This window comes from Vibrio sp. La 4.2.2 (assembly GCF_027586995.1).
Lineage (GTDB): Bacteria > Pseudomonadota > Gammaproteobacteria > Enterobacterales > Vibrionaceae > Vibrio > Vibrio mediterranei.
Map to the genome: position 1 here is coordinate 340,259 of NZ_JAPPTJ010000004.1, position 11,792 is coordinate 352,050.

The following is an 11,792-nucleotide window of genomic DNA, read 5'->3' on the forward strand; positions in this document are numbered from 1 at the left end:
ACACTTATTCTTGCAATAGTTAAATGGCCGCTGAAATAGAATTATTTGTCTGGATTAATAATTAGATATTTTTGAAGAATATTCGCAAACAAAACAATATCAAATGATAACTACTTTTGAATTTGGATATTTATTCAGATATATAATTATAAATATCTAATGAAATGAATTTTCTATTTTTTGAAGAATGTCACTCAAAATGCGATTAGCTAACGAAGTCACGAGACAAAATGCCGCAGCACTAAAGAACTAACACTATCGTATCGTTCTATAATGCTACGTTATTTCGATTCGAACTTATCGGTCTCAATAAAGTTCAGTACCAATGAGGTTACATAAGGATCACGACGTAGCCTATCGTGTTTGATATCTACTTCAATAAAGTCTCGCATACCATCAAGTTTTGTCGATTCCACTGAGACTAGCCCATCGTTGCTCTTGCTAAACATGCCACTAAAAACCGGGTAGCTTTGCGTACCTGCTATGACACCGAAATCGTAGTTTGGAATTGGCAAACTGTTTGGGAATGAATTAGGACTGGTTGTTAGCGATTCAGCGGTACCACCCACTAGAGATAGCATCCAAGTGTCCGAAAAGAAATCAGCAACATCACTACCATGGTTGGGAGTACCAACAAACACCACTTTTCCCATCTCCGATGAGTCGACAAAATCAGGGTGCTGTGCCAAGTACGAGCGGATCACCAATCCACCTAATGAATGCCCAACAAAGTGAATTTTCGACTGATTAGTGACAAGGTTTTTTGAGTGATTAAATTCGTCAATACATCGAGAGAGCTCCTTGGCACTCTCGGCAAGCGTATTTTCAATAGGCTGGCGAAGCGTTGGATAATCCACGACACAGACTTGATAGCCTTGTTTGGCAATACCTTTTGACATATTCTGCATCGACCAAGCGCTTCTCGCTAAGCCGTGCACTACAACAACTTGATCTAAGTGGTGTGCATTTAGTTCATTATCGACGGTTTCTATCTCCGGCTTACTGCAACCCACTAGAGCAAGAGCGGTCAATATTGCCATACTGACTTTCCACTTCATTCCACGCCTCCTAACCTCGATACCACCCCCAGAATATCAAAGTGGTTTAACCACTTCTACACCATCTCTGTAAGACTTTCATTCCAATTCTAAGTAAATTTACAAAAAACCAAAAACCACTGTACCGCTGAGTTTTTAATCGGCTATTCAATATGCTGCAGTGTGAAAGCTAACAATTTAAAACTTATGCGCTCATTACTCGCCGAACGCAAAGAAATCTTATTATATTCACTGTTTTTATGTGTCCATCACTAACAAAACTACTGCCGTATTAACCCTTGGTATCACGTATATATTGGCTAAAGAACTTATTCGTAAATTTTGAGCCTTAGTCGCTATTTTTCTATCTAATGCGTAGAAATAGCCTTTCTTTCCCAACATACATTCACCTCATCAATATAAAACCTGTTTGATATGCATTCCAAACTTTCTAAGGTGTTGAAGAGTGCACTCATTTAATTCCAATTTGCTCCGCCTATTACATGTTGCGACCAGAGCTCGTAACAGGCGTAAATAACTAAGGAATATATTATGAGAACAAGATTAAGTTACCCTACAATGATTCTCCCCGCATTGATGTTGGGGATGCTGCTGAATACCTCACTGACCTTCGCCAATGTCGATTCTGATGGCGACGGAGTTCCCGACCTTGAAGATATTTATCCTTGGGACGACACCAAGTCTGCCTTACCTATTCACCGATTACCTTCCATTGTGGAAGCGGAAGATTATGACCTTGGTGGACAAGGCATCGCCTACTTCGACAAAGAACCAGAGAACCGAGGGGGAAAGCAATACCGTAACGATGGTGTGGACATCTCTACTCACAGTGATGGGCAGGTACACGTTGGCTGGTTTGCGCGCGACGAATGGATCAACTACACCGTACAAATCGAAGAGGATGCCTACTATGAATTCTCTGCTTGGTTGGGTTCTTCTGCCGACAAAACCAAACATGTAGAACTGCGTAAGGGCACAGAGGTGTTGTTCCGGATTCCGTTCCTTTCCTCCACCCAGATTACTCGCGAATTTGAGCAAACCTCACCTCAAACCATTTGGTTAACTAAAGGGGAACATACGTTTACGCTCGCAGCAGTAGAAGGTTCAATCCGTATTGATCGCTTGCAGTTTGACTTATCGCCCCTTTCCAAAGACTCTGATAACGACGGTGTCGTTGATGCCGAAGATGCCTTTCCCTATGACCCCAACGAATCTGTCGATACGGACAGCGATGGCATTGGAAATAACAAGGACATTGATGATGATGGTGATGGTGTTGTCGATATAGACGATGATTATCCACTTGACCCAGAAAGGTGGAAAAATGAGGTCACCATTATCTCTCCAGATAGCTGCAATGGTTTAGAGAACCAAGCGCTACTATGCAATGTGTTAGCAAACGACCTAGACCCTGAAGGTGATGAACTAACCATCGTCATTGCATCTGAACCAAATTATGGAACAGTTACCGTTGTCGAAGGACAAATACTATATCAGCCAAATGCTGACTTTGTCGGCTTAGATGGCTTCTTCTATCATGTAGAAGACGGATTTAACCGATCGCAACCAGCTTGGGTCGACATTCAAATCGACCGAACCACGACAATCGAAAATCCAGCCACCATATACACTGCTGGTTGGGAAAACGGTCTAGCAGATTCCGGCTTACCTGGGGAACTCACCCCCTCTTTTTCTAGTAGTTACGACTCACTCACCAAAATACCCGCCAGCTATCACTATTACGAGGTAGCTCAAGTAGACTGGGCTCGCACAGGTAATCATGTGATGAAGTTTTACGGCGAGCCACCAGCTTATCGAAGCGAGACAGCCTTTATGGATGGCCGCTATCAGTACGCACCGGGAGATGACTTCTATTTTAGTGCCAGTATTCGCCCCGATGCATCTTGGCAGACCATCACTAAGTACTCCATTATCTTGGCACAGTGGAAGTCATTCAGTTCTGGTCCTCACGCCGCAGTGCGTCTAAGCAATGATGGGCTTTTCAAACTCAGCTTCCACGCACCTAACTATCCGGTGATCGATTTAGGCGTTGCACCACAAGACCAATGGACTGATATTCGTATCTACTTTAAAAAGTCTTTAGCCGACGATGGACGAGTAAAAGTCTGGGTCAATGGTGAGCTGAAGCTCGACCGGAAAGGTAAAAACATGCTGATTAGCAATAATGGCTACACCAAGATCGGAATGTATACAGAAATTCGCAGTCCTAGGACAATCTATTTCGACAACGTTTCTGTCTCTAAAGCCATTAATAGAGAGTTGGATGCTTGGGGACGCTCCCCCGTGGATGGTATCTATAATGACAGTGACGATGACGGTAAAAGTAATGGCTTAGACCCGTATCCATTTGACACAGAACGTTAGCCTTCGTCACTCTTGCAGCGACGGTGAGAAAACCGTCGCTAAGCTAACCCAAGGTACGGTTATCTACTCAAGAATCTAGCCACATACCAACAGTCGGCTTCAATCTGATAGCCTTGCTCTCTAGCCCACGCAAGACCCTGATCGACTAACTGTTTTGCAGCGCCCTTTCCACGCAGTGATTCTGGTACAAAGGTGCGAGTAAAATTAACCGTATTACCCGAAAGCTTGTAATCCAATACCGAGTCTTGCCCGTTCGAAGAGAGTACAAATCTCTGTCTATCTTGTTGATGTTCAATCATGATATTTCATGCCCTAATTGCGCTAGATATTGTTTCATAAACGCCACTCTACTGATTGCTTCCTGTTTACCCGCTTCGGTTTTCATTGTGTCTGCAATGGAAAATAGCTTGATGTAAAAATGGTCAATGGTGAACTTGGCATCGTCAGCAGAACGCTCAATGCAAAAAGGGTCATCAGTACTATACAAAGTTCGACCTAGACTGGTCGCAACCTGAATACAACGCGTAACACCTATAGCACCCAATGCATCTAATCTGTCGGCATCTTGTACTACTTTAGCTTCAATAGAATCGGTTGCGATATTAGCGGAAAAACTGTGCGCGACAATCGCATGGTGGATGGCATCAATATGCAACTCTGGGTAACCTATTGATCTCAAAAACTGACACGCCTTGTGTGCCGCGATAGTTGAACTGCTCGCACGTTCTGGATGATCTTTAGGATAAGTAAAGCAATCATGCAAATAGGCCGCTGGAATAACCACATCCAAATTAGCATTTTCTGTCACTGATAAGCGTTTAGCACAATTAACGACCCGTAATACATGGTTAAGATCATGCGCCGCATCAGTGATCATTTCCGCTCGAATAAAGTCCAGAAACTGAGGAACCCATTTCTCATTAAACACTGATAGTACCTTTGATAAGCGTAATCGCTTGACCACTAAGCTCAATACGGTCTTGTTTCAACATCATACCAACGTAGCCTCCGCGCTCAGAATCTTGGAAGCCAATTAATGAACACTTATTGAGTTTATCGGCCCAATAAGGAGCCAATGCACAATAGGCAGACCCCGTAACAGGATCCTCATTGACTCCAACCCAAGGAGCAAAATAGCGAACGATGAAATCCACATCACTACGCTCAGATTTAGCCGTTACCGCCAATGCTCGACCTTCACATTGGTTAAGAGCGTGAAAATTTGGAGTTAGATGATGCAGGCGTTCTTCACTTTTCATCACCAATAAGTCTTTACCACCTTCGAATTCACCCCAGAACTCGATATCCTCTTCTTTCAGACCCAGAGCCTCCAATTTCGCAAGCGACATGTTAGCCTCATTGGCAGGATAAAGTGGAAAATCTAAGGAAATACGTTCACCAACTTTCTGCGCATGAAGCTCCCCAGAAAGCGTATGAAAACTGCATTTTCCATCTTTTTCTAACAGCCCTATTTCATCTAGTACATTAACAGTAGCTAGTGTGCCATGGCCACAAAGCGCCACTTCCAGTTGAGGTGTAAACCAACGCAAGCGGTTATCGGATAATGATAGAAATGCGGTTTCTGAGATCGCCATTTCCTTAGCGATAGACAACATTAACGATGCGGGTAACGGTTCTTGAGTAATACACACACCAGCAGGGTTGCCCTTGAAGGGCTCACTGGAAAATGCATTTACCTGATAAATATCTAACTGCATGACGACTCCTTATGGACCGTTACTACTTTAAAGGATAGATAAAATAATCGCGAGAAGAGTTTAAATGTTATGGGTGATGATCTCGTCTGTTATCAACTCGTAGATATCAAAAAGAACCAAGACGCGATCAATATGCATCGAAAATCACATCTTCCGAGAAAAATCTGTGGTCATTGTGACAAGCCTTTCACTTGGCGAAAAAAATGGCAACGCTGCTGGGAGCAAGTTCGCTATTGCTCAAAGCGATGCTCAAGTAAAGCGCGTGGAGCTAAGAAAACGTCAGAATGTTAAACATTGTCACCACCGAATATCACTGCCATCGTAAGCAATGAACCGACCGTTGTCTTCTGGTCTAAGATTTTCCAAAACGTGGAACAGTAATCCTGCGGTTTTATCTGGCGCGAATAGCTGTTTTTCTGGCACATTGGCTTGAAAAGGCAGAGAAAGTTCGGTGTCCGTCGTTCCAGGATGTAAAGCTATCGTGCAGGAACGTTTGATTAAGCGACCCCATTCAATACTTATGTTCTTCACTGCCATGTTCAACGCGGCTTTTGAGCAGCGATAGCTATACCAGCCACCTAATTCATTATCGTCAATGCTACCTACTCTTGCGGAGATAGTAGCGAAGCGGGGAGCATCCGACCTTCTGATAAAAGGTAAAATGTACTTTGCTAACAGCAAAGTAGGCAGAGTATTGACTTGAATACTGGTCATAAGGTTGTTTGAGGTAACTGCCTTTAAACTCTTTTCAGGAGTAAGCTCATTTATCGACAAGACACCAACACAATTGATGACCCAGTCTAGATGGTCAGCCTCAGCATCGAGTGACGTCGTTAACGAGCTATAGTCATCTTCTACGGTGACATCTAAAGCATACCAGCGCAATCGCGCGTGCTGCACTCTAGGCTGAGCACGGCGATAAGTAGCAAAAACATTGGCATTGGTATGAGTCAGAATATGTTGGCTTAACGCACTCCCTATCCCTCCAGAAGCACCAACGATCAAAACATTCAATGGCTGCATCTATACCTCACAGGCGCTCTATTCGAGCTATATTTGCTTCGGCCGTTGTAAGATGTTCATCCTGTACTTCGGGAGCTAATCTGTCCCAAGTCCGATAAATCATCGCTGTGCGGGGGTTCTTACTCAACCACTCACGATGCTTATGCATAAACCGCCAGTAGAATCCGTTAAAAGGACAGGCCTGTCGACCTGAACGCTCTTTGACGTTATAAAAACACCCACTACAATAATCACTCATTTTGTTGATATAACCACCACTGGAACCATAAGGTTTGGTCGCAATAAGTCCTCCATCTGCGTATAAAGCCATACCTCGGGTATTGGGCATTTCTACCCACTCAATCGCATCAACATAAATACCAAGATACCATTGCTCTACTTGGTCTGGGTCCAACTCTGTGAGCAACGCGAAATTACCAGTCACCATTAAACGCTGAATATGATGAGCGTAAGCGAAATCAAGAGACTGAGTGATGGCTCGCTTCATACAACTCATCTTTGTCTCGCCATTCCAAAAATATTGAGGTAGCGCCCTAGAGGCTTTTAACGCATTGGCCGTCGAGTAGTCTGGCATATTGCTCCAATACATGCCTCGAATATACTCACGCCAACCAAGTATCTGTCGGACAAAGCCCTCAATCTGTGCAAGCGTGATCTGCCCATCAGAGTGAGCATACTGTTCGATGGCTGCATACAGCACCTCTAAAGGGGAAAGCATCTTACAGTTAAGCGAGAATGAAAGGCGGCTATGGTACAGACTCCACTGACTCTCATGCTGTTCCGTCATCGCATCTTGAAAACGGCCAAAATTGGGCAAACAAACTTGGCAAAAGTGTGCCAGTAGAGTGAGAGATTGAGAACGATTAATCGGCCAAATGAGTTGTTCACCAATTCGTCCTATCGAAGTTAGGTTGTGACGCTCTATCCGAGACACCGTCTCCTTCGTCGGTGACGCAAACAATAACGGTGTGGGTAGAGCTTCTATGTCGGATTTTTTTAGTTTGTTGCGATTATTAGCATCATAACTCCATTTACCGCCAAGTGGTTTGGTATCACTTTCCATCAACATGCCATGTTTCTTGCGCATCTTGCGATAAAAGTGGTCCATGACTAATGCTTTGCCTCTAACGAAATAGGTTTCTAATTCTGAAAAAGGCAGTAAAAAGTGTTCAGACTCCACCAAGGTGGCTGAAAATTGTGGGTGAGAAAAGCGAGACAACTGGTCAAGCAGACGATATTCGTCTGGCCTTTGATACTCAAATCTAACGATGTTGTATTGCTCACCAACTGAGGCAACCAGCTCCGTTAAAGAGTCAAAGTCGCAAGTGTCATCTAGAGTGAGATAGTGAACGTGATGCCCTTGCTGCATTAAGCTTTGCGCAAAACTTTCCATCGATAGGAAGAACGCCACTTGCTTTTGAATATGATGCGTCACGTATTCAGATTCTTGCTTTAGTTCGGCGATTAGATAGAGGACATCATTGTCCAGTTGAGAGAACCATGAATGTTGGCTATCCAATTGGTCACCCAAGACGAGTCTCAGCGTTTTGTATCCCATTTTCATTCCTATCAGTCCTGAATTGGCCAATCCGTCATATCCACCGCGTTCAAACTGGAATTAGGCCGGTCACCCTTCCACTTACGGATAAAAACACTTTCAGGATCATAGAGTTGGCTCTGTTTATCTAAATCAAACTTTCTGTTCCCCCTTGGGTCAGCACCCACCCCAGCCAAATATTGCCAATTTCCCCAGTTCGACCCGACATCATAATCAATAAGCACGTGCTGGAAATAGCACGCACCATAACGCCAATCGAGTGACAATTCGTGCACCAAACAGCTCGCGACCAGTTGCCTCCCTCGGTTAGACATGTAGCCTGTCTCACGGAGTTGGTTCATACAAGCATTCACAATGGGAAACGGCGTGTTGCCTTCGACCCACTGACGTAATCTTGAGGCATAAAAAGTGGTCAGGGGACGCTTGTCTTGTATCCCACCAAATGCAAACAGCTTGGCGCCATATTTGTGGCTGTACCAATGAAAGTACTCGCGCCAGAGTAGCTCAAACAGAATCCAGTAAGTGGACTCGTTACTACCATGCTTTTGCTCGAAACGGTGTAGTTGATTCACCACTGCTCTGGGCGACACATTGCCGTTGGCTAACCAGAGAGAAAATTTGGTCGAGCTGCTCCAGTTATCGAGTTCGTTGCGTGTGGATTTGTAACTAAGCGCCGCCTGAGTAGCAAAGTAGTCTCGCACATGCCCTAAGCCCGCCAGTTCACCTCCACGAACGCTGCTATGAAGCTTCAAAGAAGAAGGTTCGCACCCATAGCTGGCAGGGAGGCCATCTCGATTATTCATTGGACGTGGTAGCTGGGTCGTAGTTTGAGATGGGGACGGCACTACAATGCTTTCCATTTTATTCTTAAAACGAGTGAAAGAGTGTGGCAAGTCTTCTAAGTCAAAAGGCAGTAACGTTTGGTGAAATAAGGACTCGGTATCATCACGATGCAAAACGATATCGGTGCGCTTGAGGAGCGCTTTAGTGACCACATAGTCAATGTACCAACTTGCACTGTTCGCTACATACAGGTCAGTAATCGAATAATAGTCGAACATCTGTTCTAGCTGGCTCACGGCCTCATCAAGGCTGGTTACTGAAACTTGATGTAGTACTTGCCCGAGTTGCATCAGAGATTGGTTCAGCTCACCCAGCGCCTGCATCTTAAACTCTCGCTTCGCTGAATCGTCTATCTCTACCGGCAGAAAGCGTCTGTCATACATGGTTTTCAGCTCATCAAAGTACACGCAATGCAGTCTGTCGACGTGCTCACTGGCCTTTTGCAATAACTTATTGTCGTGCAACCGGAGATCATGGTTGAACCAATAAATTCCTCTTCTTTTTGACATACCATTTCCCAACGTCATCTTTTCCCAGACATCTGATACGCAGTAACACCCTTGATAGCTTAGAAGAGAGTTGGTCATTCTGTGATTCCATCACGTAGAAACTTTGTTGAAGCTATAAACAACACCTCAAGGAGGGCTTTGGGATGTCATTGAAAAAAAACCTCGATAAACTCGCTCCTCATTTTGAAGCTGGAGGCAAATACCAAACTTTTTATCCACTTTATGAGGCAGTCGCTACGTTGTTTTACACGCCTGGGCACGTCACTCGAGGACAAACACATCTGCGGGATAGTATTGACCTCAAACGCATCATGATAATGGTTTGGATCGCTGTATTCCCCGCAATGTTCTGGGGGATGTTTAATATTGGCAACCAGACTGTCGCAGCGCTATCGGTCACCTATTCCCCAGAAGAAATCAATCAAATGATCGCCGAAAGCTGGCGCCTATCATTGGCATTTGGCTCTGCCAATGATCTGATTGCGGCGGGCTGGGCAAGTAAAATGTTGTTTGGCGCTAGCTACTTCTTACCTGTCTACCTCACCGTATTTATTGTGGGCGGTTTTTGGGAAGTCCTGTTTGCTATCGTCCGCAAGCACGAAGTTAACGAAGGTTTCTTTGTCAGCTCAATCTTGTTTGCTCTCATCCTCCCGCCAACTATCCCGCTTTGGCAAGCAGCATTAGGGATAACCTTTGGTATTGTGGTCGCTAAGGAGGTTTTCGGCGGTACAGGGCGCAATTTTCTAAATCCGGCTCTCGCTGGACGGGCATTTCTTTACTTCGCCTACCCCGCTCAAATGTCTGGAGGGGCCGTATGGGTCGCCGCAGATGGTTATTCGGGCGCTACACCGCTAAGCCAATGGTATGAAGGTGGGGAGAGTGCCCTTTATAGTACCCTAACCGGGCAGCCATTAACGTGGTGGGATGCTTTCTTTGGCAACCTGCCTGGGTCTATGGGCGAAGTATCAACATTACTGATTATGTTGGCGGGTATATTCTTGATAGCAATCGGAATCGCCTCTTGGCGAATTGTGACGGGAGTCTTAATTGGCCTCACCGTAACCGCCACTTTACTGAATGCCATTGGTTCGGATTCCAACCCTATGTTTTCGATGCCCGTTTATTGGCATTTCGTCATTGGTGGTGTCGCTTTTGGTACCTTTTTTATGGCAACCGACCCAGTGTCCGCTGCGTTTACTGATACAGGGAAATGGGCTTATGGTTTACTGATAGGAGTTATGACTGTTGGTATCAGAGTGCTCAACCCAGCCTATCCGGAAGGTATTATGCTCGCCATATTATTTGCTAATTTATTCGCACCGCTATTCGACCACTTCGTGAAAGAGGCCGTAGTTAGACGGCGAGAGAGACGCATTAGCAATTAGGCGCTACAAATTTACACAGCCAACAAATAATGGCGTTAATTTTAATGCATTTTATAAATAGCGCCATTATTGAACCAAAATCACGTTAATATTTGAGTCCGTTTTCAAAAACTGAACTTTCTAAAGTGACAAACTACTGAACTCGTTGGATAATTATAAATAATCGGACCAGAAGAGTCTGAGTTCAAATTAAGTGCAAGCCTCGCCAATCAGAATGAGCCAAGGACAATAGTTAGATCATGAAAAAGAACGATTTTCAGAAATCGGCGGCTAATTTAAAAAAAGCAGTACCATTGATGGTAAAACACCACGTTCCCGCGACGCCTGCCAATTATGCACTTTGGTATACTTATGTCGATCAGACCATTCCAGAACTGAACGCTGAAGTTGACGCTATTCTCAAAGATTTCGACATTTTACCGCCCGCAAACACCAATCTACTTTATCGCGACCATATTGCCGGCAAAGCCGAAGTCAATTTGCAAGATCTCAAGCACAATATGGAAGCCCTAGTTACTGAAGTTTCAAGTTCAATGACGGATGCCATCGCCGATACATCACAGTTCTCCAAAGTACTTGAGCAAAGTTTTGACGGATTAAGCACGCAAATAGAATCGCAGCGCGATCCGACACTTGATGAAGTAATGCCTTTGATTCAACAGTTGGTTGACGAAGCAAACGATATTCGCCATTCAACCGACTTCATTCATAACCAGTTAAAAAACGCCAGTGATGAGATAGCACGCCTAAAATCACAGTTGGCTAAGGTTCAATGCAATGCGTTATTCGATAGTTTGACGTCATTGTATAATCGCGGAGCGTTTGACGCCGACCTCAACATGTTCTGCGATGCTAAGCAGCCAATGAGCCTCATTTTTTTGGATATTGACCACTTTAAGAAATTCAATGACGAATTCGGGCACCTATTTGGTGATACGATCTTAAAAGGCATTTCACAACGTCTAAAACAAGCTTGTCGAGGTGGGATAACTGCCTACCGTTTTGGCGGAGAGGAATTCGCATTGATCATTCCTAATAAGTCCTTGAGAGTGGCAAGACAAATGGCGGATGCACTGCGTCTGGCCATTGAAAAAATGACGATTAAAGATCGAAAAAATGGTTCAAAGGTCGGCAATATTACCGCTTCCTTTGGTGTCGCTGAATTTACAGCAGGTGATACCTACACCTCACTGGTCGATCGCGCAGATAAGATGCTTTATGATGCCAAACGAGCAGGCCGCAACCGAGTTATGCCTTTTTAATCGCTCAGTAAAAACCCTAGTCATAAATTAGAATAACAAGGGCAGATAATT

The 11,792-nt window shown here is 44.5% G+C and carries 11 protein-coding genes; 4 read left to right on the top strand and 7 right to left on the bottom strand.

Features of this window, described 5'->3' with window-relative positions; translation table 11 throughout:
- Positions 1-281: 281 nt before the first annotated feature.
- On the bottom strand, positions 282-1,058 hold the full coding sequence (locus OH456_RS10940) for an alpha/beta fold hydrolase (protein ID WP_031494072.1): 777 nt from the start codon (positions 1,056-1,058) through the stop codon (positions 282-284).
- A gap of 531 nt (positions 1,059-1,589) precedes the next feature.
- On the opposite strand from OH456_RS10940, the gene OH456_RS10945 reads away from it, so the two are divergent.
- Positions 1,590-3,443, top strand: coding sequence for a heparin lyase I family protein (locus tag OH456_RS10945; RefSeq protein ID WP_270033455.1), 1,854 nt, complete (start codon positions 1,590-1,592; stop codon positions 3,441-3,443).
- Positions 3,444-3,502: 59 nt separating this feature from the next.
- On the opposite strand, the gene OH456_RS10950 is transcribed toward OH456_RS10945, so the two are convergent.
- The 3 genes from OH456_RS10950 to OH456_RS10960 are packed head-to-tail and all read right to left on the bottom strand — an operon-like array spanning position 3,503 to position 5,161.
- Entirely contained in the window at positions 3,503-3,742 is a 240-nt protein-coding gene (locus tag OH456_RS10950; protein ID WP_252039234.1) for a GNAT family N-acetyltransferase, read from the bottom strand.
- Positions 3,739-4,320 carry an HD domain-containing protein gene (locus OH456_RS10955; RefSeq protein WP_050798594.1) on the bottom strand — a complete coding sequence of 194 codons (582 nt, stop codon included), beginning with the start codon at positions 4,318-4,320 and terminating at the stop codon, positions 3,739-3,741. The genes OH456_RS10950 and OH456_RS10955 overlap by 4 nt, the downstream gene beginning before the upstream one ends.
- 43 nt (positions 4,321-4,363) lie before the next feature.
- Positions 4,364-5,161, bottom strand: coding sequence for a PhzF family phenazine biosynthesis protein (locus tag OH456_RS10960; RefSeq protein WP_006070292.1), 798 nt, complete (start codon positions 5,159-5,161; stop codon positions 4,364-4,366).
- Between the two features lie 132 nt (positions 5,162-5,293).
- Between OH456_RS10960 and OH456_RS10965 the strand changes: the two genes are divergently transcribed.
- Complete coding sequence (locus OH456_RS10965; RefSeq protein ID WP_006070291.1) at positions 5,294-5,452, top strand: DUF2256 domain-containing protein; 159 nt, start codon at positions 5,294-5,296, stop codon at positions 5,450-5,452.
- A 6-nt stretch (positions 5,453-5,458) separates the two neighbouring features.
- Here OH456_RS10965 and OH456_RS10970 read toward each other — a convergent pair whose 3' ends face one another.
- From OH456_RS10970 to OH456_RS10980, 3 genes are read right to left on the bottom strand one after another with little or no spacing between them, the layout of a single operon-like run.
- Positions 5,459-6,184 (bottom strand): SDR family NAD(P)-dependent oxidoreductase, encoded by a 726-nt coding sequence (locus OH456_RS10970; protein ID WP_443088630.1) that lies wholly within the window; start codon positions 6,182-6,184, stop codon positions 5,459-5,461.
- A gap of 7 nt (positions 6,185-6,191) precedes the next feature.
- Positions 6,192-7,742, bottom strand: coding sequence for a cryptochrome/photolyase family protein (locus OH456_RS10975; RefSeq protein ID WP_270033456.1), 1,551 nt, complete (start codon positions 7,740-7,742; stop codon positions 6,192-6,194).
- 11 nt (positions 7,743-7,753) lie between these two features.
- Complete coding sequence (locus OH456_RS10980) at positions 7,754-9,094, bottom strand: DASH family cryptochrome (protein ID WP_270033533.1); 1,341 nt, start codon at positions 9,092-9,094, stop codon at positions 7,754-7,756.
- A 143-nt stretch (positions 9,095-9,237) separates the two neighbouring features.
- On the opposite strand from OH456_RS10980, the gene OH456_RS10985 reads away from it, so the two are divergent.
- Together OH456_RS10985 and OH456_RS10990 are read left to right on the top strand one after the other, a co-directional pair.
- The gene (locus OH456_RS10985; protein ID WP_006070287.1) at positions 9,238-10,479 is read left to right on the top strand and encodes an NADH:ubiquinone reductase (Na(+)-transporting) subunit B; all 1,242 of its coding nucleotides are present in this window, start codon (positions 9,238-9,240) and stop codon (positions 10,477-10,479) included.
- Between the two features lie 239 nt (positions 10,480-10,718).
- A complete protein-coding gene (locus OH456_RS10990) occupies positions 10,719-11,741 on the top strand; it encodes a GGDEF domain-containing protein (RefSeq protein WP_063602991.1) in 1,023 nt (340 codons plus the stop codon).
- The last annotated feature ends 51 nt before the right edge of the window (positions 11,742-11,792 follow it).

What these genes read in the sequence shown, in the direction of transcription:
- OH456_RS10940 (WP_031494072.1), bottom strand. Translation starts at nt 1,058, where the DNA reads ATGAAGTGGAAAGTCAGTATGGCAATATTGACCGCTCTTGCTCTAGTG.
- OH456_RS10945 (WP_270033455.1), top strand. Translation starts at nt 1,590, where the DNA reads ATGAGAACAAGATTAAGTTACCCTACAATGATTCTCCCCGCATTGATG.
- OH456_RS10950 (WP_252039234.1), bottom strand. Translation starts at nt 3,742, where the DNA reads ATGATTGAACATCAACAAGATAGACAGAGATTTGTACTCTCTTCGAAC.
- OH456_RS10955 (WP_050798594.1), bottom strand. Translation starts at nt 4,320, where the DNA reads ATGATCACTGATGCGGCGCATGATCTTAACCATGTATTACGGGTCGTT.
- OH456_RS10960 (WP_006070292.1), bottom strand. Translation starts at nt 5,161, where the DNA reads ATGCAGTTAGATATTTATCAGGTAAATGCATTTTCCAGTGAGCCCTTC.
- OH456_RS10965 (WP_006070291.1), top strand. Translation starts at nt 5,294, where the DNA reads ATGCATCGAAAATCACATCTTCCGAGAAAAATCTGTGGTCATTGTGAC.
- OH456_RS10970 (WP_443088630.1), bottom strand. Translation starts at nt 6,184, where the DNA reads ATGCAGCCATTGAATGTTTTGATCGTTGGTGCTTCTGGAGGGATAGGG.
- OH456_RS10975 (WP_270033456.1), bottom strand. Translation starts at nt 7,742, where the DNA reads ATGGGATACAAAACGCTGAGACTCGTCTTGGGTGACCAATTGGATAGC.
- OH456_RS10980 (WP_270033533.1), bottom strand. Translation starts at nt 9,094, where the DNA reads ATGTCAAAAAGAAGAGGAATTTATTGGTTCAACCATGATCTCCGGTTG.
- OH456_RS10985 (WP_006070287.1), top strand. Translation starts at nt 9,238, where the DNA reads ATGTCATTGAAAAAAAACCTCGATAAACTCGCTCCTCATTTTGAAGCT.
- OH456_RS10990 (WP_063602991.1), top strand. Translation starts at nt 10,719, where the DNA reads ATGAAAAAGAACGATTTTCAGAAATCGGCGGCTAATTTAAAAAAAGCA.